General features: G+C 65.2%; 16 protein-coding genes, 1 tRNA gene and 2 pseudogenes. 13 read left to right on the top strand and 6 right to left on the bottom strand.

All coding sequences use genetic code 11. The features are described from left to right. Nucleotides 1–72: 72 nt before the first annotated feature. The 6 genes from ASC93_RS32560 to ASC93_RS24895 all read left to right on the top strand — a co-directional run bounded on the left by ASC93_RS32560 (nt 73) and on the right by ASC93_RS24895 (nt 5,532). Complete coding sequence (locus ASC93_RS32560; RefSeq protein ID WP_056449055.1) at nt 73–1,866, top strand: tetratricopeptide repeat protein; 1,794 nt, start codon at nt 73–75, stop codon at nt 1,864–1,866. Nucleotides 1,867–1,928: 62 nt separating this feature from the next. Next, a complete protein-coding gene (locus ASC93_RS24915; RefSeq protein ID WP_056449052.1) occupies nt 1,929–2,543 on the top strand; it encodes an outer membrane lipoprotein LolB in 615 nt (204 codons plus the stop codon). 1 nt (nt 2,544) lies between these two features. Further along, entirely contained in the window at nt 2,545–3,444 is a 900-nt protein-coding gene (gene ispE / locus ASC93_RS24910) for a 4-(cytidine 5'-diphospho)-2-C-methyl-D-erythritol kinase (protein WP_056449049.1), read from the top strand. Nucleotides 3,445–3,517: 73 nt separating this feature from the next. Beyond that, nucleotides 3,518–3,594, top strand: a tRNA-Gln gene (locus tag ASC93_RS24905). A gap of 161 nt (nt 3,595–3,755) precedes the next feature. Further along, nucleotides 3,756–4,706, top strand: coding sequence for a ribose-phosphate pyrophosphokinase (locus ASC93_RS24900; RefSeq protein ID WP_056126570.1), 951 nt, complete (start codon nt 3,756–3,758; stop codon nt 4,704–4,706). 238 nt (nt 4,707–4,944) lie between these two features. Continuing rightward, a complete protein-coding gene (locus ASC93_RS24895) occupies nt 4,945–5,532 on the top strand; it encodes a 50S ribosomal protein L25/general stress protein Ctc (protein WP_056449046.1) in 588 nt (195 codons plus the stop codon). 86 nt (nt 5,533–5,618) lie between these two features. On the opposite strand, the gene ASC93_RS24890 is transcribed toward ASC93_RS24895, so the two are convergent. After that, nucleotides 5,619–7,043, bottom strand: a complete 1,425-nt coding sequence (locus tag ASC93_RS24890; RefSeq protein ID WP_056449044.1) for an HD domain-containing phosphohydrolase — start codon at nt 7,041–7,043, stop codon at nt 5,619–5,621. 150 nt (nt 7,044–7,193) lie between these two features. Between ASC93_RS24890 and ASC93_RS24885 the strand changes: the two genes are divergently transcribed. Then, nucleotides 7,194–7,973, top strand: coding sequence for an alpha/beta fold hydrolase (locus tag ASC93_RS24885; RefSeq protein WP_056449042.1), 780 nt, complete (start codon nt 7,194–7,196; stop codon nt 7,971–7,973). A gap of 110 nt (nt 7,974–8,083) precedes the next feature. Then, nucleotides 8,084–8,668 (top strand): aminoacyl-tRNA hydrolase, encoded by a 585-nt coding sequence (gene pth, locus ASC93_RS24880; protein WP_056449038.1) that lies wholly within the window; start codon nt 8,084–8,086, stop codon nt 8,666–8,668. 21 nt (nt 8,669–8,689) lie between these two features. On the opposite strand, the gene ASC93_RS24875 is transcribed toward pth, so the two are convergent. Both ASC93_RS24875 and ASC93_RS24870 read right to left on the bottom strand, forming a co-directional pair. After that, a complete protein-coding gene (locus tag ASC93_RS24875; protein WP_056449035.1) occupies nt 8,690–10,120 on the bottom strand; it encodes an HD domain-containing phosphohydrolase in 1,431 nt (476 codons plus the stop codon). Between the two features lie 122 nt (nt 10,121–10,242). Next, a complete protein-coding gene (locus ASC93_RS24870) occupies nt 10,243–10,452 on the bottom strand; it encodes a cold-shock protein (protein ID WP_056449032.1) in 210 nt (69 codons plus the stop codon). A gap of 259 nt (nt 10,453–10,711) precedes the next feature. Here ASC93_RS24870 and ASC93_RS32870 point away from each other — a divergent pair, with 259 nt between their 5' ends. Continuing rightward, nucleotides 10,712–11,272: a GNAT family N-acetyltransferase gene (locus ASC93_RS32870; RefSeq protein WP_082548326.1), complete on the top strand. Its 561-nt coding sequence runs from the start codon at nt 10,712–10,714 to the stop codon at nt 11,270–11,272. Between the two features lie 1,128 nt (nt 11,273–12,400). Here the strand turns inward: ASC93_RS32870 and ASC93_RS32865 are convergent. Then, a pseudogene (locus tag ASC93_RS32865) lies at nt 12,401–12,961 on the bottom strand (DUF3857 domain-containing protein); the annotation flags it as partial. A gap of 143 nt (nt 12,962–13,104) precedes the next feature. Between ASC93_RS32865 and ASC93_RS24860 the strand changes: the two are divergent. Continuing rightward, nucleotides 13,105–14,202: a patatin-like phospholipase family protein gene (locus ASC93_RS24860; protein ID WP_056449027.1), complete on the top strand. Its 1,098-nt coding sequence runs from the start codon at nt 13,105–13,107 to the stop codon at nt 14,200–14,202. A 117-nt stretch (nt 14,203–14,319) separates the two neighbouring features. Further along, nucleotides 14,320–15,411 (top strand): redox-regulated ATPase YchF, encoded by a 1,092-nt coding sequence (gene ychF, locus ASC93_RS24855; RefSeq protein WP_056449024.1) that lies wholly within the window; start codon nt 14,320–14,322, stop codon nt 15,409–15,411. Nucleotides 15,412–16,230: 819 nt separating this feature from the next. On the opposite strand, the gene ASC93_RS31155 is transcribed toward ychF, so the two are convergent. Both ASC93_RS31155 and ASC93_RS31150 read right to left on the bottom strand, forming a co-directional pair. Continuing rightward, nucleotides 16,231–16,701 (bottom strand): hypothetical protein, encoded by a 471-nt coding sequence (locus ASC93_RS31155; protein ID WP_157202112.1) that lies wholly within the window; start codon nt 16,699–16,701, stop codon nt 16,231–16,233. Nucleotides 16,702–16,740: 39 nt separating this feature from the next. Then, on the bottom strand, nt 16,741–16,968 hold the full coding sequence (locus ASC93_RS31150; protein ID WP_157202111.1) for a hypothetical protein: 228 nt from the start codon (nt 16,966–16,968) through the stop codon (nt 16,741–16,743). A gap of 390 nt (nt 16,969–17,358) precedes the next feature. Between ASC93_RS31150 and ASC93_RS24850 the strand changes: the two are divergent. Continuing rightward, nucleotides 17,359–17,823, top strand: a pseudogene (locus tag ASC93_RS24850) (integrase core domain-containing protein); the annotation flags it as partial. A gap of 180 nt (nt 17,824–18,003) precedes the next feature. Continuing rightward, complete coding sequence (locus ASC93_RS24845; RefSeq protein ID WP_056449021.1) at nt 18,004–21,504, top strand: DEAD/DEAH box helicase; 3,501 nt, start codon at nt 18,004–18,006, stop codon at nt 21,502–21,504. Nucleotides 21,505–21,517: the final 13 nt, after the last annotated feature.

Raw genomic sequence — 21,517 nt, 5'->3', positions numbered from 1 at the left:
CGTGTTGCAGCGGCGCACGCGCTTCGGGTGCATGGCGTAGAATCGGACAATCTCGACGACGTGGGACTTGCCTTGAAAAACGCTTTCGCCATTGTAACCCTCTCCGCACTGCTGTCGGCCTGCGCTGTGGCGCCCAGGCAGCAGCCGGCACAGGACCTGTCCGACCAGCCGCTCGCCGCCGCCGAGGCGCGGGACCATTCCGACGCCGGCAAGACGAAAGAGGGCGAGCAAGCCGATGAGAAGCTCCCCAACGTCAACATGACCCCGGCCATGATGGCCCAGCTGATGCAGGCCGAGATGGCATTCAAGAACGGGGACTGGCAAGGCCCGTACCTGACGATGATGAGCCTGGCCCAGCAGACGAAGGACCCGCGCCTGGCCAAGCGCGCCGCCGAGATGGCGCTGTCCGCCAAGCAGGCCGACGATGCCCTCGCCGCCGTCAAACTGTGGCGCCAGTACGCGCCGGACTCCGAGGAGGCCAGCCAGTACTATCTGGGGCTGATCGTCCTGTCCGACAACCTCGGCGAGGCCGAAAGTATTTTGAAGCAGCGGCTGGCGGAGGCGACGCCGGCCGCGCGCGGCCTCGTGATGTTCCAGATGCAGCAACTGCTGTTGCGCGCCAAGGACAAGGATGCTGCCGTCGCCATGCTCGAGCGCCTCGTCGCGCCGTACGGCAACCTGATGGAAACGCACGTCGTGCTGGCCCAGGCCGCGCTGGCGAAAAACGACAAGGCCGCGGCCCGCCGCGAAGCCCAGGCCGCCCTGCAGATCAAGCCCGATTCCGAGATCGCCGCGCTGACGGTGGCCCAGGTCAGCGAGGACGAGGGCGGCGCCATCAAGGTGCTGAAGGATTTCCTCGCCGCCCATCCAGAGGCGCGCGAAGTTCGCTCGGCGTATGCGCGCCTGCTCGTCAACGAAAAGCAGTACGAGGCCGCGCGCCAGGAATTCCTCACGCTCGACAAGGCCCAGCCCGACAACCCCGGCACCTTGTACGCGCTGGGCATCCTGTCGATGCAGATGAACGACCGTCCGGCCGCGGAAAAATATTTCAGCCGCTTCGTCGACCTGATGGACAAGGCGCCGGAGGACGAGCGCGACCCGTCCAAGGCCGTGATGATCCTGTCCCAGCTGGCGGAGGAACGGGGCGATTACAAGGCCGCGGCGGACTGGCTCGACCGGCTCGACAGCGAGGACCCCAAGGTCCAGTTCGGCGCCCAGCTGCGCCGTGCCCAGCTGACGGCCAAGCAGGGCGACGTCGCCGGCGCGCGCAAGCTGCTCTCCACCCTGAAGACGGACGACAAGACGGAGCAGGCGCAGGTCGTGCTCGTCGACGCCCAGATCCTGCGCGACGCGGGCAAGGGCCGCGAAGCGTTCAAGCTGATGGAGCAGGGCGTCAAGCGCTTCCCGGACAATATGGATTTCCTGTACGACTATGCCCTGATGGCCGAAAAGATGGGCAAGACGGCCGTCATGGAAAAATCGCTGCGTAAAGTGATCGCCAAGTCGCCGGACAATATGCAGGCCTACAATGCGCTCGGCTATTCGCTGGCCGACCGCAACGTGCGTCTCAAGGAAGCCCACCGGCTCATCGACAAGGCCCTGAAAATGGCCCCGAACGACCCGTTCATCCTGGACAGCATGGGCTGGGTGCAATATCGGATGGGTAAGCTGGACGACGCCGAAGCCCATCTGCGCAAGGCTTATACGCTGCGCAACGATCCGGAAATCGCCGTCCACCTGGGCGAGGTGCTGTGGAAGAAGGGGCAGAAGGATGATGCCCGCAAGCTGTGGCGCGAAGCCCAGGCCAAGGACCCCAAGAACGATGCGCTGAAGAGCACGCTCGCGCGCCTGCACCAGACTCTGTGAAATAATGACAATGGACGGACGCTGCGGCGTCCGTCAGTCCATCCTGTTCACTGATTGATTCCATGCCGATGCACCGTCTTTCCCGTTTCGCTTGCGCTTTCGCCTTCTCCGCCGCCCTGGCCGGATGCGCCACCACCAGCAACGTCCCGCTCGCCAACCCGGCCGCCCAGGTGGGCGCCTACCGCGACACGATCGACCTGAACGGCCGGCTGGCCGCGAATTACTCGAAAGACGGTCAGCCGCAATCGATCAACGGCAATTTCACGTGGGTACAGCGTCCGGGCCGCATCGACGTCGCGCTGTTCTCGCCGCTGGGCCAGACCGTGGCCGAGATCACGGTCACGCCCGAGACCGCGACGCTGACCCAGTCCGGCCGCCAGCCCCGCGTGGAAAAGGACATCGATACGCTGACCGCGAAAGCGCTCGGCTGGACCTTGCCCGTGAGCGGCCTGCGCGACTGGCTGCAGGGCTATGCCGTCGATGCGGGCGGCAAGCGGTTTGCCGCGTCGCCCGCGCACGACAGCGTCGTCACGAACGATGGCTGGCGCCTGCGTTTCGTGGAATGGCAGAACGGGCCGCAGGGCGCCCCGACGCCGCGCCGCATCGATGCCGAGCGCAGCACGACGGCCGTCGGCGATGCGCTGACGATCCGCATCGTCATCGATCCGGTGGCGTGACATGCGTGCGACGTCTCTGCACGACTGCCCGGCGCCGGCCAAGCTGAACCTGTTCCTGCACGTCGTCGGCCGCCGGCCGGACGGCTACCACCTGCTGCAATCCGTGTTCCAGCTCATCGACCGCGGCGACACCTTGCACTTCGACCTGCGCGCCGACGAGCGCGTCAATCGCACGACGGACGTGCCCGGCGTGCCCGAGGAGCAGGACCTGATCGTGCGTGCCCTGCGCGCGTTGCAGGCGGAATACGCACGCCGCCACGGCCGCCTGCCGCCGGGCATCGACGTCGCGGTCGAGAAGCGGCTGCCGATGGGTGGCGGGCTGGGCGGCGGCTCGTCCGATGCGGCCACGGCGTTGATGGCGGCCAATCACCTGTGGCAGGCCGGCCTGACGGATGCGGAATTGATCGCGCTGGGGCTGCCGCTGGGCGCCGACATCCCGTTCTTCCTGTTCGGCGAGACGGCATTCGCGGAGGGCGTGGGCGAGGCCTTGCAGGCCGTGCCGGGGCCGGATTGCTGGTACGTCGTCATCGAGCCCGGCGTCGCCGTGCCTACTGTCGGGATTTTTACTGCCCCGGATTTGACAAGAGACACGAAAGCCATCACAATATCGGACTTTTCCAGACGACATGTCGAATCGAAGGATTTGATTGGCTTCGGAAAGAATGATTTGCAGGACGTGGCAGCCCGCCTGTTCCCGCCGGTAGCCGAGGCGATCGAATGGTTGGGTGGTTACGGGGCGGCCAGGATGACTGGTTCCGGATCGTGCGTGTTTTGCGCATTTTCCACAGAGCAGGAAGCTGAACGGGTACTGAGGCAGGTGCCGGGGCGGTGGAGAGCGTGGAAAGCAATGGCGCTGCGGCGACATCCGATGAAATCGCTCTTGCAAATCAATGAGTTGTAGAATAAAATTTTGCCTGTCGACGCATTTGACGATATAATAATCAAGTGCAGCGACGAGCTGTAAGTTTCAGTGTAGGGGAATCGCCAAGCTGGTTAAGGCACCGGATTTTGATTCCGGCATACCAAGGTTCGAATCCTTGTTCCCCTGCCAAAGTTTCTTTGCCTGAGCTGACGATGACGAGTGCTCCAGCAGGCAGATAAAAATGGAGCCGCCAATGAGCGGCTCATTTTTTTTTGTGGTTCAGCGTTAATCATCCGACGATTAGCTGCTTTTCAAGTTCTTCTTTCAACGCTTACATCTCTGGGACTCCCATGGCTTACGAAAACCTGATGGTTTTTACCGGCAATGCCAATCCGGCGCTAGCAGAAGGGGTCGCAAAAAACCTCGGCATTCCTCTCGGCAAGGCAGTCGTTTCGAAGTTCTCCGACGGCGAAGTAATGGTCGAAATCAACGAGAACGTTCGTGGCAAGGACGTGTTCGTTCTGCAATCGACCTGCGCTCCCACCAATGACAGCCTGATGGAAATCATGCTGATGGTCGACGCGCTCAAGCGCGCATCGGCAGGCCGCATCACCGCGGCGATTCCCTACTTCGGCTATGCCCGCCAGGATCGCCGTCCGCGTTCCGCGCGCGTCGCGATCTCGGCCAAGGTCGTCGCCAACATGCTCCAGGAAGCGGGCGTCGAGCGCGTCCTGATCATGGACCTGCACGCGGACCAGATCCAGGGATTCTTCGATATTCCGGTCGATAACATCTACGCATCGCCGCTGCTGCTGGGCGACCTGCAGAAGCGCAACTACGACGACCTGCTCGTCGTGTCGCCGGACGTCGGCGGCGTGGTGCGCGCCCGTGCGCTGGCCAAGCGCCTCGGCTGCGACCTGGCGATCATCGACAAGCGCCGTCCGAAGGCGAACGTGTCGGAAGTCATGAACATCATCGGTGAAGTCGAAGGCCGCAACTGCGTGATCATGGACGACATGGTCGACACTGCCGGCACGCTGACCAAGGCCGCCGAAGTGCTGAAAGAGCGTGGCGCGAAGAAAGTCGTCGCGTATTGCACGCACCCGGTGCTGTCCGGCCCGGCGATCGAGCGAATCGCGAACTCGCCGCTGGACGAACTGGTCGTGACCGACACGATCCCGCTGAGCCCGGCTGCCCAGGCGTGCGGCAAAATCCGCCAGCTGACCTGCGCACCGCTGCTGGCCGAGACGTTCAAGCGTATCGTCAAGGGCGATTCGGTCATTTCGCTGTTCGTCGATTAATTTCGCGGTATGCATGGTGGGCTCGGGGGAGCCCACCCTGCGTGTCGAACGCAAACGGTCCGTACAACACGGCGCGCAGGGCAAAAAGCCGGCGCGCCGTTGACGCATCAAGCTGTACAGAATTTCTTGAGCGTGCGCGAGCGCGCTCTTTATCGATGTCCCTGGTCGCGGGGACATCACAACCCGGGCAACCGGGCCGGCATGTGCCGGCATTCGGGCCCACACTTGGAGTAACACCATGAAAGTAGTCGCATTTGCACGCACTCAGCAGGGGACCGGAGCGAGCCGCCGCCTGCGCAACGCCGGCCAGACCCCGGGCATCATCTACGGTGGCGCAGCTGCCCCGGAACTGATCGCCCTGGATGGCAACGCGTTGTATCACGCGCTCAAGAAAGAAGCTTTCCACGGTTCCGTCCTGGATCTGGAACTGGACGGCAAGGCGCAGAAAGTCCTGCTGCGCGACTTCCAGATGCACGCATACAAGCAACTGGTCCTGCACGCTGACTTCCAGCGCGTCGACGCTTCGCAGTCGATCCACACCAAGGTCGCCCTGCACTTCGTCAACGCCGAGATCTCGCCGGCAGTCAAGCTGAGCGGCGCCATCGTGTCGCACGTGCTGAACGAACTGGAAATCTCCTGCCTGCCGAGCCAGCTGCCGGAATTCATCACCGTCGACCTGTCGACGCTGGAAGCCGGCCAGTCGATCCACGTGTCGCAGCTGAACCTGCCGGAAGGCGTGACCGTCGTCGCCCACGGCCAGGACCAGACCGTCGCCACCTCGTCGATCCCGCGCGGCGCCGCAACGGCCGAAGCCGCTGCAGAGTAATTCCTGCGCTGGCCGCCGGCTCGTCCGGCGGTGCACATCAAACCCGTCGCGACGCGAGTCCGGCGGGTTTTTTGTTGCCCGGTGTTTTAGATGAGGCCCAGGGTCAGCGCCTTGAGCGTGGCCGCGGCGCGCGTCGAACACGCGAGCTTGCGGAAGATGCTTTCCACGTGCGTGCGCACGGTCGACGGACTGATCCGCATGACCCTGGCCGCTTCCTTGTTGCTCTCTCCCAGGCTGATCCGGCGCAGGACTTCGATCTCGCGCTCCGACAGCACGTTCTTGCGCGGCGTGCTCGCCGGCGCCGCACCGCCGGCCGCCGCGATCACGCAGCGCACGGCGGCCGCATCGAACGCGCCGGCCTGCTCCGCCAGCACACGTGCGGCCTCATGCGGGGCATATGCGGGACGCCACGGGCGCGGCATGCACAGCGCCACGTAGGCGCACGCGGCCGCGAGCAGGCGGTGCGGCAGGCCGAGCGCATCGGCGTCCAGGTTGCGGAAATAGCCGCTGCCGTCCAGCCGCTCGTACGCGTGCGACGCCAGCGCGGCTTCGAGACGCAGCGACGGGATCTGGACGCCGGCACGCGCGGTCCAGTACGGCACGAGGCGGATCTTTTCCCAGTCGGCGGCGCTGAGCCGGCCGTCCCGTTCCCACACCGTGTTCGGCACGGCCGCACGGCCGATGCCGTGGATGAGCGCGGCGCGGCCCAGGCATTGCCGTTGGGCCGGAGACAAGTCGGCGTGCACGGCGGCCGCTTCGGCCAGCCCGGCCACCTTGCGCGAATAGCCCGCCAGCCAGGGCAGCTTCAGCTCGATCATGTCCGCGACGATGCTCAAGGGCACCTGCCGCGTCAGCAGCGGGGCGTCCGCGGCGGGCGCCGGCATGTCCAGCTCGTCCAGCCAACCCTGGGCGTGACCGGTGAGCGTACGCACGAGCGCCGCCGGGTACTTGCGGTCGGCCATGTTGCCGATCATCCGCAGCGCATCCTCCAGGCCGTGCGTGCGCGCGAGGATTTCGAGATCGCCGGCCAGGCTCGTGTAATAGACGGCGGTCGGGATGGCCGCTCCGCTCAGCCGTTCCGGCAAGCCATTGCCGTCGTAATGTTCCCAGACGTGGCGCAGGCCGGCCTCGACTTCCGCCGGCAGACCCAGCAGGCCGGCGATGTCGCCCGACACCTCGCAATGGATGCGCGCCAGCGGCGTCACGCTCGTGACGGTCAGCGGGTGGTTCGGCGGCAGCGTGTGGGTGAGCATGGCGTCGCGTCCGCCGACGTCGTCGCCGAGCAAGGTGGAGAAGCCGGACGCATTGGCCGTGCAGCCGGACCAGCGCAGCAGCGCCACGAGCCGGGCGTGGGCACAGGCATCGGGCGCGGCGCCGTCGGCCTGCGCGAGGCGCGCGGCCAGGCGCGCGGCGCGGATCGAGCCGTCGGTCGGCTGGCCCATGGAGAGGTCGCCGACGAGGGCCAGGGCCTGGACGGCATCTTCGACGGAGACGGTGTTGTCGATTTGCATGCCGGTACTGTAGTGACAATGACGCGTGCCCGCAAGCCGCCCGGTCTTTCGGCAGGCGCCGGGGTCGGTCGATCGACCGATACTCCTGCCGGAGCCGATTCTCTACACTGGCTTCCATCGACACCCCGACAACGAACCCAAGGAGCCATCATGAAAGCATCGATTTCCACCACCCTGCGCAACCTGGCCGCCGCGGCCGCCATCGCCGCCGCCGGCACCGGTGCCGCGCACGCCGCCACCGCCGCCGCGCAACCGTCCGTCGTCATCGTCCACGGCGCGTTCGCCGACGGCTCCGACTGGGCCAAGGTGATCCCGCTGCTGCAGGCCAAGGGCATCAAAGTCACGGCCGTGCAGAACAGCCTGACGTCGCTGGCCGACGACGTGGCCGCGACGAAACGCGCGATCGACAACCAGCCCGGCAAGGTCGTGCTGGTCGGCCACTCCTGGGGCGGCACCGTGATCACGGAAGCGGGCGCCGGCGACAAGGTCGCGAGCCTCGTCTACGTGGCCGCCTTCGCGCCGAACGCCGGCCAGGCGACCAGCGACCTCGGCAAGGACCTGCCGCCCGCGCCGGGCATCACCAAACTGACGGTCGACAAGTTCGGCTTCGCCAGCCTGTCGCCGGCCGCGTTGCACGAGAATTTCGCCCAGGACGTGCCGGCCGAGCACGCCGCCGTGATGGCCGCCACGCAAGGCCCGATCGCCGTGAAGGCCTTCGGCGAAAAGACGACGGTCGCCGCGTGGAAGAACCACCCGAGCTGGTACATCGTCAGCAAGAACGACCGCATGATCCAGCCCGACCTGGAGCGCGCGTTCGCCAAAACCATCGGCGCGAAGACGACGGAGCTGCCGACCAGCCACGTGCCGCAGCAGTCGCGTCCGGCGGACGTCGCCCGCGTCATCCTGGAGGCGGTGGCGGCCAGTAAATAAGTGATGATGACGCGGCGGCTGCACGGCCGCCGCGTTTGCCGTCATCTAACAGATCAGCGCATGCGAATTTCCGCGATAATCGGAGTTTTACACGCACTGATTGATGTTTTATGCACATCCGCCTGATCGTCGGCCTCGGCAACCCCGGCCCGGAATATGAACAAACCCGTCACAACGCCGGCTTCTGGCTGGTCGACAACCTCGCCAACTCCTTGCCCGGCTGCCATCTGCAGCGCGAGTCGCGCTTCAACGCCATGGTCGCCAAGACATCGATCTCGGGCAAGGACGTCTGGCTGCTCGAACCGCTGACGTTCATGAACCGCTCCGGCCAGTCGGTGGGCGGGCTGGCGCGCTTCTTCAAGGTCGGTCCGGAAGAGATCCTCGTCGTACACGACGAGCTCGACCTGCCACCCGGCGCCGCCAAGCTCAAGCGCGGCGGTTCCTCCGGTGGACACAATGGCCTCAAGGACATCACGGCCGCGCTCGGCACGCAGGACTACTGGCGCCTGCGCCTGGGCATCGGCCATCCGCGCACGCTGAACCTGCAGCAGGCCGTGGCCGACTTCGTGCTGCATCGTCCGCGCCGCGAAGAGCAGACGCTCATCGAAGAAGCGATCGACAAGAGCTTGCGCATCATTCCGATGGTGTGCGAAGGCAAGATGAACGCCGCGACGATGCAGCTGCACACGGACTGACGCGCACGCGCACCCGGTCGCTCAGATGAGCCCGCGCGCCAGCGCCTTCAGCGTGGCGGCGGGACGCGACCCCGCTTCCAGCTTCTGGAAGATATTGTCGACGTGCATGCGCACGCTCGCCGGACTGATCCGCATGGCGCGGGCGGCTTCGCGGCTCGTCTCGCCGTGGGTGATGTGGCGCAGCACTTCCAGCTCGCGTTCGGACAGCAGGCGGTCGCGCACCGGCGCGGACGGCACCGCGCCGTGCGCCGCGGCAAGGACGGCCTCGACGGCATGCCGGTCGAAGCGTCCGGCCGCCGCCTGCGCCGTCATCAGGGTCGACGCGGCGGCGGCGCCGTGCGCGGGCCGCCACGGGCGTGCCGAACACAGCGATATAAACGCGGCGGCCGCGCCGAGCAGGCGTTCCTGCATGCCCATGGATTCCGCGCGCGCCTTGCGGAAATAACCGCTGCCGTCGAGGCGTTCGTAGATGAACGAGGCGAGCGTCGCTTCGCCCTGGATCGCGGGGATCTGCGAGCCCGCGCGTGCCGTCCAGAACGGCACCTTGCGCACCTGGTCCCAGTCGGCCGGATCGAGCTTGGCCGGCCGTTCCCACACGACGTTCGGCACCGCCGCCTTGCCGATGCCGTGCAGCAGCGCGGCCCGCACCAGCGGACTTTCTTCCAGCGCCAGCATGCCGGCCAGTGACGCGCTGCGCCGCGCCAATGCCGCGACGCGACGCGAATAGCCCGTGAGCCACGGCAGTTTCAGTTCGATGACGTCGGCCACGACCGACAGCGGCACGCGCCGGTCGTGGCCGGGGTAGTCTGCCGCGCACGACGGCTCCTCGAGCATGTCGAGCCAGTCCTGCGCGTGCGGCGACAGGCGCTGTACCAGCGTCACCGGATATTTGACGCCGGCGCGCTCGCCGATCAGGCGCAGGGCCCCGGCCGTGCCGTGCGCGGGCGCCAGCACTTCGAGGTCGCCGGCCAGGCGCACGTGGAACACGGCGCGCGGGATGTTCGGGGCGAACAGCAGATCCTGCATGTCGCCGCGGTGATGGCTGCCGAACAGGTGGCGCAGGCTGTTCTCGACGTCGCCCGGCAACCCGAGCAGCACGGCGATGTCGCCCGCCACCTCGCACTGCATCTGCGCCAGCGCCAGCACGTTGGCGAACGTGAGGCCGCTGTGGCCGGACAGCGTGCGCGTGACCATCGCATGGCGGCCGCGCACGTCGTCGCCCAGCAGGTGCGCGAACCCGGCCGCCGTCGCCGTGCTGCCCGACCAGCGCAGCAGCGCGACGAGGCGCGTGCTCGTGCACGCATCCGCACCGTCCCCGTTTTCCTCCGAGATCCGCGCGGCGAGGCGGGCCGTGCGGATCGAGTGGTCCGGCGGCAAGCCCATGGACAGGTCGCCGACCATCGCCAGCACCTGCACGGCGTCCTCGACGGTAATGGTTTCATCGGGTTGCATGGCACTAATGTAACGGCCATTGCCATGGCGTACAAGGCGCGCGAACTGTCGCGTGCGCGACGTGATGAGCAGACGTAAAAAAGCCCGCTCGAAGCGGGCCCTGGATGCGGCAGGCGCGAACGTCAGATCGCGCGGATATTGCTTGCCTTGTCGCCCTTCGGGCTGGGCGCGCGCTCGAACGAGACGCGCTGGTTTTCGGTCAGGCTCTTGAAGCCTTCCGACTGGATGTCCTTGAAGTGCGCGAACAGATCGTCGCCGCCTGCGTCAGGCGCGATGAAGCCGAAGCCTTTGGAATCGTTGAACCATTTCACGGTGCCGGTTTGAGTCGTCATGTAGATACCTTCATTCAATAGATGTTGAGAGCGGAATGCCCGATGTGCATCGCAACCAAGAGATGTAACCGAGGGGTATCAGACGGGAATGCCCGGACGGGCGAGACGGGAAAGAAACCAACAATAACGACGACTTGATGAGGTGCAGGGTGAAATATACAGGCGTTGCGCCGGATCGCCTAAGCATTTCGGATTGAATGTCGGATTTATTTTGCCCGGCTGCGGATCGCACCGGTGCGCACCGGCGGCATGAGGGCAGATGGGGGAAGATAGCGGTGCCGATCAACCATTCACATCCGACATGCAATTGCAGATCAGACGTTATCGCCCGGACGACCGGAAGGCCGTGCTCGCGGCCTTCCGCTCCAACGTGCCGGCGCACTTTCCCGCGTCGGAAGCATCATGGCTGCGTTCCGCGCTGGACGATCCGGACGGCCCGCTGTTCGTCGCCGTCGACGCCGGTGACATCGTCGGCTTCGGCGGCTACGAATTGTCCGAGTTTTACGACCTCGGCACCCTCGTGTTCGGCCTGGTGCGGGCCGATCGCCACGGCACCGGCATCGGCCGCGCGCTGCTGGCCTACCGCCTGTTGCACATGGCCGGCCGCAAGCTGCGGCCGCGCTACGTGACGGTCGACACGCATCCGCACACGGCCGGCTTCTTCCGCCGTTGCGGCTTCGTCGAGATCGCCCGCTGGCCCGGCGGCTACCGCTCCGGGCGCGATCGCGTGGACCTGCGCTTCGACCTCACGGACGAGGCCGTGGCCGCCCTGCGCGCGCGCGGGTGGCGCGACGCCTTTGTCCGCGACGCGCGCCCTTGAAGCCGGCGCAGAGGGAATTCCTGCGACGACGATCCGGCTGCGCAGGTCGCGCCGGATGCGCGCCAGTGCCGGCCGCATGGCGCGGTCGTCCGCCGGCGTGCAGGTCGCGCGGCCGTGGCGGACCGTCAGGCGGCGCCTGACCAGGACGGCACCGTTCTCGCGGGTGTAGGTCGATCGATAAAAGATGCCGCCGGTGATCACGCTGGCGGGTCCGGGCAGCGCCGCGACGCGCAGGCCCTGCGGCAGGCGCAGGCGGGTCTCGTCCTCGACGTCGACGGCCGCACAGACGAAGTCCAGGTGGCGTGCGCGTTCCCGCATCAGGCTGGCCACGGCGGCGTCCACGGCGCTCCCGGTGTGATCGGTGGTCGCCAGCGATCCGTTCGTCCACGGGCCGCCGCCGTCGGCGCGGACTACCGTGCGCACGGGTTCGGCCAGCGCGCCTGTCACGGTCCGTTCCGCCGTGGAGGTGCCGTGTTCGATGTCGACGGCCGCCACCGTGCGGACCGATTGCGGCTGCAGCACGGGCGTCATCGCGAAGGTGCCGCTGTTCAGCAACAGCACGGGCTTGCCCAGCAGGGCAGGCGGCAGGTCGCCGGCCTTGACGGACGCCGCCGGGTCGACGAACAGGGCGATATCCGGCACGTACACGATCAGGTGGTCGAGCACGCCCAGCGCCGGCGCGTCCGGCAAGGTGTAGACGTTGCCGCCGTTGACGAGCGCCGGCGTGCTGGCGATGCCGGCGGCGGCCAGCAGCGCTTCCAGCAGCGCGGCGCGGTCGCGGTCGTCGCCGCGGCGCGTGTCGAGCACCGTGGCGGCGGCATGCGGCACCACACTGAGGGCGCCAGCGCCAGCGCCAGCGTCGGCACCGGCGTCCATTGGGCGGATATTTTGTTGAACCCATGCGGACAGCGCCAGCACGCGGGCGCGCGTATCGGGCAGTCCGGCCGTCAACCGGTGTGCCAGCGTCGAGATGGCCGGGGAGGGCAGGGCCTTGCCGGCCGTCGCCGCGCGGAAGGCGGCGGCAAAGGCTGGGTAATCGGGAACGGTCGAGACGACCAGGCGCCGACCGTAGTCGAGGACGCTGACCGCGTCCGCCTCGATGCGTTCGTTGGGCCCGTTCACGTAGCGCCACTGGTAGCGCCGCCGGCCCGGCGGACTGTCGCCCGGCATCGGCACGAAGCCGACGGCATCCGCATGCAGCGGCATCGACGGCGGCATGTCGTAGACCAGCACGGTGTTGCGGTGGACGAGGAATGGCATCACCGCCACGTCGTCGAACTGGCCGGGAAACGGCGGCGTGTGGCGCCGCACGACGTAGTGCACGACCTGCCGGTCGCCCGTCGCCGCAGCGGGAAACACGATTGTCGTCGCACGCGTTGGTCCATCGTCCTGGCTCAGGATGGCGCCGGGCGGCACCGGGATGCGCCGTCCGTCGGGCTTCTGCGTGCAGGCCTCCACGGACACGATCTCGTCCAGCGTCGTGCTGGAGCGGATGGTGAACCGGCCGTGATCCGGCACCGCGCGCGCTGCGGCGAGGGTGCGCGCGTCGTCCACCGCGAGCCGGTACGTGCCGTCCGGCTCGACGACGTAATGCCGGACATGGCGCTCGACGATGACGGAGGGATCGGTGCCGGTATCGATGCCGGCGCCGGCGCGCGCGAGGCCGCCGGTCGTCAACAGCGCAACCATCATCCAGATTAGCAGGGCACAATATCTACTGATCATGCGGGCTCCAGACACACAGGCCGGAAGGGCGACCGGACCATGTTACGGAGGGCCGCCGGATGACCCTTGAGGCTACGCAACCGTGCCCTTCCTGCGATAATTTCGGGATGAGCGCACTTACCTTCCACGCGGGGCCGGCGGCCCTGGCCCAGATCCGCGCGCACGGCTTGCGCGCGCGCGACATCGGCGTCGTGCCCGCCGCGGCCGGCGGGCCCAAGGGACTCGTGTTCTGCGCCCTCGACCAGTGGGTGTTCGGCGACTGGTTCGCGCGCGCGCCGCGCGAGCGCATCCTGATCGGATCGTCGATCGGCGCCTGGCGCATGGCGGCGGCCTGCCAGCGCGATCCCGTGACGGCTTTCGCGCGCCTGGGCGAGCTCTACAGCGGCCAGCGCTACGCGTCGACCAGGCCCTCGCAGGACCAGATCGACACCGTCGTGCAGGGTCTCCTGAACGAATTCGTGCGCGGCCACGAAGACGACATCGTCAACCACCCGCACTACCGTCTGCACGTGCTGACGGTGCGCGGCAAGCGCGCCCTGGCCGCGCCCGGCCACCGCCGCGCCGAGATGCGCGGATTCGCCGCGGCGGCCCTGCACAATCTGTTTTCGCGCGACAAGCTGGCGCATTTGCTGGACCGCGTCGTGCTCGCCGACCGCCGCGCCCACGCGCCCTGGCTGCGCGACCGCTTCGACAACTTCGCCACGCATTTCTCCGCGCTGACGCCGGCCAACCTGGCGGCCGGCCTGCTGGCCTCCGGCACCCTGCCGATGCTGATGAAACCGGTACGCGACATCCCCGGCGCGCCGCCCGGCCATTACTGGGACGGCGGCATCGTCGACTACAACCTGGCGCTGCCGTATGCGCGGATGGCGGCGCAGGCGCCCGGCGACATCGTGCTGTATCCCCATTTTTCTGAACACATCGTGCCGGGCTGGCTGGACAAGGGACTGCCGTGGCGCCGCGCCGCGCGCGGGCCGAACCGCGGCTGGCTCGACAACGTGCTGATCGTGGCGCCGAGCCATGCATTCCTCGCCAAAATGCCGCGCGGAAAACTCATCGACCGCAGCGATTTCAAGTTTTATGGCCTCGACCACGATGCCCGCATCCGCGCCTGGCGCCAGGCGATGGATGAGGGGGAACGGCTGCGCGACGAATTCGCGGCCTTCGTCGAGCGGCCGGACGTCGGGCGGATTCGTCCGCTTTAAGCGACGCGAATTGCGCCGATGCGCAAGAAAAGGCCGGAATAAAGGGCTGTTTGCGGCCTTTGCAGGCAAGCGGAGGTACAATACGGGGTTTCGTAAATTCGACCCAGAAAGCTTCCCATGAGTCTCAAATGCGGCATCGTCGGCCTGCCCAACGTCGGCAAGTCCACCCTGTTCAATGCCCTGACCAAGGCCGGCATCCCGGCTGAAAACTATCCGTTCTGCACCATCGAGCCGAACGTCGGCGTCGTCGAGGTGCCGGATCCGCGCATCGACCAGCTGGCCACCATCGTCAAGCCGGAACGCGTCGTCAAGGCGATCGTCGAGTTCGTCGACATCGCGGGCCTCGTGGCCGGCGCGTCGAAGGGCGAGGGCCTGGGCAACCAGTTCCTGTCGCACATCCGCGAGACGGACGCCATCGTCAACGTCGTGCGCTGCTTCGAAGACCCGAACGTGATCCACGTGGCCGGCAAGGTCAGCCCGATCGACGACATCGAAGTCATCCAGACCGAACTGGCGCTGGCCGACATGGGCACCGCCGAGAAAGCCCTGCACCGCGAGCAGAAGAAGGCGCGCGCCGGCGACAAGGACGCCATCAAGCTGGTGGCGATCCTGGAAAAGCTGCTGCCGCACCTGAACGAAGGCCAGCCCGCGCGCACGCTGGGCCTGGACGCCGACCAGCTGGAACTGATCAAGCCGCTGTGCCTGATCACGGCCAAGCCGGCCATGTTCGTGGCCAACGTGTCCGAAAGCGGCTTCAAGGACAATCCGCTGCTGGACCTGCTGACGGAATTCGCCAACAAGCAGAACGCGCCGATCGTCGCGATCTCCGCCGCCATCGAATCGGAAATCGCCAACCTGGACGACGCCGACAAGCTCGAATTCCTGGCCGACCTGGGCATGGAAGAGCCGGGCCTGGACCGCCTGATCCGCGCCGCGTTCAAGCTGCTGGGCCTGCAGACCTACTTCACGGCCGGCGTGAAGGAAGTGCGCGCCTGGACCGTCCCGATCGGCGCCACCGCCCCGCAGGCGGCCGGCGTGATCCACACGGACTTCGAACGCGGCTTCATCCGCGCCCAGACCATTTCCTTCGATGACTACATCGCCTACAAGGGCGAAGGCGGCGCCAAGGAAGCGGGCAAGATGCGCGCGGAAGGCAAGGAATACATCGTCAAGGATGGGGATGTGTTGAACTTCCTGTTCAACGTGTGAGTCGAGCAAGCCATTTCAGGGGGTTTCAGGAGTTTGCAGAACCTGCCTGAAAATTCTGAAGAAAGCCCCGTAGATCGGGGCTTTCTTGTTTCGTGTTGTCGCACGCAACAACTTGCGCATGTGCTGCGCAAGTGCATACGGCGGTGTATATGATGAGCGCGTTGCCACAACGACCTCACTTACATGCTCACCGATGCTCAGTGCCGCGCTGCAAAGCCCAAAGAAGGTACCTATCGTCTCAATGACTACAAGGGGCTGTAGCGTGACTCTCGGCGAGGCACGCGAGAAATGTGACGTTGCGCGCAAGCTGGTGAGGGAGGCATCAGTCCGGTCCAGCATCGCAATGAAGGACTGGGAAGAGGTCACAAAGAGACGCCGGCTGGACATGCCTGGAGCGCGTCGTATTGCCCTCCATCGGCAAGCTTCCTGTTCGCCAGATCACTTCGGCTCATGTGCTCGACATTCTTACCAGGACGGTAAAGCGCGGCGCGCCAGATATCGGGACAATTTGACCTTCGACAGTGCTGCGCTTGGTATATGTTCCAAATATAAAAAAATAATCAGTAGCGCTGCGACGATCACTCGACTAACAGTCATTATAAAAAAAGAAATTGGGCGAATTAAAGTAATTCGCCCAAAGAAGAGTTCCGACTAGAAGATAAGGCGCCTGCCCTGAGGAGTCGATGGCTGGACATAATTAATAAAATCATTAAAAATAACAATAATGTTCTATTGTTTTAATGGTAAATCCAAAATGCCTTCATTATTGCGTGACACGATTAGATCATGCTGATACAGGCCGGGCCGCATTCCGCGGCTTTATCGGATCAAACGATCCCGCAACCATTTTACGCTACCTCTTGGGCCGCGAATAATAATTGATTTTCCAGAGCTAAGTATAAAAAAACTATTTTCTTTCCAAGACAAAACAGCAGGCAATTTAGAGATGTATAAAGCAGTTGTCATGCCCAGGTCGTCCTTTTTTTTATACCCTCGAAATCTGAGTAGCTCATCAATCTTTTTCAGCGTTGACGCTGCAGCGAACTCAGAGTTGAACTCAGCAATAAACTCTTGAGGCAGGGCAATAAACAATGCTGGGAAAGCGCCAAGTGTGACGCCGGTACAGACAGTTCCGAAAACTTCAGGTTCGGTGCTGTTCCTCGTAATTAGGTATACGATGCCAATTAGCAGTGCATAAAATGCAATAAATGAAAGCAACTGCGAAATCGATTGAATTGGCACAATCTGCTGCCAAACCGGACTCACATCGCGAACTTCAGAAATTTTCATATAAATAGGAGGCGAAAACGCCCCCTCTTTTCGGCAATTTTAACGGAGAGAGTGGGCGAATATGTATTGGGCCGCACCACCAGCCGCACCACCTAAAAGGATACCAATTGGACCTGCGGTCGCACCCATTTCCATGCCTTCCATAACGCCAGTCACGAAGCCACCAACAGCATAGCCAGTACCGTTGCCAACAACCCAACTAGCCATCGAGCTAACGATGCCTGCACCAGATACCATGTCGATTTCTTCGAATGCCAAAGTTTGCATATAATTTTTCTCAAAAAATAACGAAGTCAATTTCGGCCCAATAACCATATTTTGCTTTGGATCACTGCATAAACAAAACAAATTATAAAGGCCGCATAAGTATCAAAAGATATCACCGGAAAATCGAAGCTTGGTAAATTCTCTTGAAGGCTTTAATATAGTTAATTTATTTCTTGAGATGCTCACAAATTATAACAAAATAGGAAAAATTACATTACAAAAATTTAACTTGAATTTTAGTAATGGTTAATGTTGTTAGGGTAGATGCTTTGTGCTATTGATAAAATACATTGTCAATAGTAAGGTTGAGCTTCCTCACCTGATACCCGAAGACGCAAGTATGTACACCTTATTGGAGCATCGGCCTATCTGGGCAGGCTGCCATAGAGCTGGTCGATGGACTTCATGCATGACCACCTTGGCGACGGGCGCAGCATCCGCCTGTTCAATGTCCTCGATGATTTCAATCGGGAAGGACTGGGAATCGACGTCGATTTCTCGCCGCCCTCCGACCGCGTCATCAGATCACTGGACCGGATTATCGAATGGCGCGGCAAACCAAACGCGATCCGCTGCGACAACGGCCCAGAGTACATTCGTGCAGTGACATTGGCTTGGGTCGCCAGACGCGGCATCCGCATCGATTTCATTCTGCCAGGCCAGCCTCAGCAAAACGCTTGCGTCGAGCGTTACAACAGGACCGTGCGCTACGATTGGCTGGCCCACCACCTCTTTGAAACGCTCGACGAAATCCAGGAATTTGCCACTCGATGGCTGTGGACCTACAATCACGACCGGCCCAACATGGCACTCGGCGGCATCACACCAAAACAAAGACTTGCCCTTGCCGCCTGACCTCGACTTTTAGCGAGCGCTAAAAATGGGGGGATTACCCCTCCGGTGCCGGCGACGGCGCCACTTTGTGTCTAGGAATTTGCTACTTGTCTATGTTCCACGCCATTGTGCAGGCTCGCACAACGTTACATACTCGGGCGATGAATTAACATAAGCGTTATGAGCCCCGAAACAAGCGATATGAACGATCCCAAGCAGCAACATCCCGCCGGCCGCATCCTGCGCTTCTGGCACCAGGTCGAGTTTTTCATCCCGTTCGACCTCGAACAGCAGGTCATGGAGGCGCCGGACGCGGAATGGGCCGTCCGGGCCTGGTCCGTGGCCGCCTTGCGCCGTGCCGAACGCCCGCTATGGACGCCGTGCCTGCCGCCGGGGCGTGAACTCAGCGGCTTCGACGTGTATTTCGGCGTGTTCGACAAGTCGATCCTCGCCGAGGTGACGCGCCAGGTGCTGCAGGCGTCGCTGACGGCCGACGAAACCGTCGAGCAGGACGAGCGCGCTGCGTTGGAGGGCTTGACGTGCATGGCGAAACTCAGGATCGGGCCGGCCGGCGAACCCGGTCTGGACGATGTTTCCGTGTCCACCGCGCCGTGGGCGCTCGGACGCATACAGCGCGCCGGTCGACTGGATGCGCTGGATTTCGATGCCTTCCAAAACGGGATCGAAGATCTCAAGGAGTCGCTGCTGGAATTTCGCCGCGCGCGGCCGCCCGCCTGGGCGCAGGTGGAGGGCACGGGCGAGCCTGTCCAGCTGCCCGTTCCCCTTTCCGCGCAAGAGTTGTTGGCGTTGCAGGCGATCTTCGAGGACTGGACGGGATTCGCGCCCGGCGCCGGACGCGACGGCGTCGCGGCGATCGTCGTCCGGGCCCGCAGTGTCGAAGAGAACCCGAAGAAGCGGCAGGCGAATGCCAAGGCCGCCGCGGAGCGCAACGGCGGATCGCGCGTCGCAACGGACGACGATGACGATGACGACGCCGCCGGCGGCGCGGACGAGATCGAAGTCGAGATCCTCAACAGTTTTTTTGCCAAGGACATCGAGCGCGCCATCGCCTCGCTGGAACGCGGCACGCATAGCCCGGCACTGCGCGCTTATCTCGCGCCGCTGCCTCAGGAGCAGCGCCTCGACCTGTACACGGCGCCCGGCAGGGAGGCGATTCTTGCGGCACTCGCGCCGGCGCGGCTGCCGTCCGCCCACTGGCCGGGCGAACCCGCGCACGCGATGAGCTTGATGCAGCAGTTCGCCATCAACAGCCTGTTCGAGCGGCTCGAATCCGGCGGCGTTTTTTCCGTGAACGGGCCGCCCGGCACCGGCAAGACGACGCTGCTGCGCGACGTGTTCGCCGAACTGATCACGCGGCGCGCCCGCGTGCTGGCCGGTTTCGCGCGCGCGGGCGACGCATTTGCCGACGTCGTGCAGGTCGATTTCGAGAACGAGGGGCGGTGCGCCGTCGCGCGCTTGCGTCCGGAGCTCGCCGGCTTCGAAATGGTGGTCGCGTCGTCCAACAACGCGGCCGTCGAGAACCTCTCGCGCGACTTGCCCAAATCGAAGGCGCTGGGGAAAACCGGCAAGACCCCGTGGCGCGACGCACAGGGCGGCGCGAAGGCGGGCTACCTGCGGACGGTGGCGCACAACATCGCCGCACGCACCGCCAAGGGCGATTATGCGAAGCTCGATGCGGACGACGCGCCCTGGGGACTGGTCGCCTGTGCGCTCGGCCGCAAGCGCAATCGCACCGACTTCGCGTTCCGCCTCGCGGCCGATGCGAAACGGGCGGAATGGCCCGTCAAGGGATTCGATCCCGACGTCCATCAATCGATCTGGACGTGGCGCGAAAAATATGCGGGGCCGGGTTTTGCCGAGGCGCGCGCGGCGTTCGCGGCGGCCGACGCGGCGGTTGCGCAACGCATTGCGCTGGTCGATCGCTATGCCGCTGTCTGCATGCGGCTGCGCGGCCGGACCTGTGCCGTGTTTTGCGCCGAGGCCGACGAACGGCGGGCGCGGGCGGCGCAGGCCCGCGCGGACGCGCAGGCGGCGCTCGCGCAGCTCGACGACGAGCAGGCCTTGTGCGGCCGCCAGCTGGATTCGCTGCGTGAAGAGCTGCGCCTGGTCGAACGGACGCGCCCCGCATGGTGGTTGCGCTGGTTGCGGCGTGAACGCGAGCAGGCGTTCCAGGCCGAGCAGGCCGACAACCTGCGCCTGCAGCGCGAGTGGCTGGCGCGCCGGCGCGCCGTCGAGGCGGCGATCGCCGACGGTCGCCGCAGTGTGCAGGACGCCGTCGCCGGCGATGCCCGGGCGCAGCGTGCGCTGGCCGAGCGGGCGCAGGAATGGGAGACGCTCCAGTGCGAACGCGACGCGCTGGCCGGGCAGTTCCCGCAGATGAATGGGCCCGACGGCGCGGCCGCGCTGGAGGACCCCGGCTGGCAGATCCAGGGGCTCTGGCATGACGAGACGGTCAACGCGCTGCGCTCGGCGCTGTTCGTCGCGGCGCTGGCGCTGCACGAGGCCTGGCTCGCGGAAGTCCTGCAAAGCGGGGGCCGATTCGGCAGCAACCTGGTGGCCGTCACCCGCCTGCTGGGCGGCAAGAAGCTGCTGCAGCGCGACCATGCGCAGGCCATCTGGCAAAGCCTGTTCATGGTCGTGCCGGTGGTGTCCAGTACGTTCGCCTCGATCGCGACACAGTTCCGCGACCTGGGCCCGGACAGCCTCGGCTGGCTGTTCATCGACGAGGCGGGCCAGGCGGTGCCGCAGGCGGCGGTCGGCGCGCTGTGGCGCGCCAGGCGCGCCGTCGTGGTGGGAGATCCATTGCAGATCGAGCCCGTGTTCACCGTGCCCATCAAGCTGATCGAGGCGCTGGCCCGGACCGCGCAGCTGCCCGCCGGACAACCGGTCGAGCCGCACCTGGCGTCGGTGCAGAACCTGGCCGACGAGGCGAATGCGCTGGGCGCGCGGATCGAGGTCGACGGCACGGACCAGTGGATCGGCAGCCCGTTGCGGGTGCACCGGCGCTGCGTCGATCCGATGTTCACGATCGCGAACCAGATCGCCTATCGCGGCAAGATGATCTATTTCGACCAGCACGACCCGGCGTTGCGCCTGCCGCCGTCCGGCAGCATCGACGTCGGCCCCAGCGCGTGGGTCGACGTCGGCGGCGCGGCGCAGGACAAACAGGCGGTGCCGGAGCAGATCGAGCTCGTATGCAGGGCCATCGTGCAGCTCACCCTGCGCACGGGCGAGCTGCCGGCCCTGTACGTGATTTCGCCCTTCCGGCGCATCAAGGAGGCACTGGCCCGCAGGCTGGTGAACGGCGCCGCCTGGCCGGCCGGCAGCCAGCCGTCGCCGCGCGTGCTGCGGGAGTGGTGCCGGACCCGCATCGGCACGGTCCACACCTTCCAGGGCAAGGAAGAAAGCATGGTCTGGATGGTGCTGGGATGCGACGCCGCGACGCGTGGCGCGGCCGTGTGGGCGGCCGGCAAGCCGAACCTGTTCAACGTGGCCCTCACGCGGGCGCAGCACCGCTTTTTCCTCATCGGCGATGCGCGGCTGTGGGGCGGCTTGCCCCACTTTGCCGACGCATCCCCGGCGCTGCTGCCGAGGATCCGTCCCGACGTCTTCCTCCGGCGCGTCGGGACGGGAACCGTGGGTGCGATGGATGCGTCGGCCGGGACGTGCGTCAACGGCTAGCCGCCGCGGGGTT

It is taken from the genome of Massilia sp. Root335 (genome assembly GCF_001425685.1).
Lineage (GTDB): Bacteria > Pseudomonadota > Gammaproteobacteria > Burkholderiales > Burkholderiaceae_D > Telluria > Telluria luteola.
This window is presented reverse-complemented; position numbering and strand designations above follow the sequence as displayed.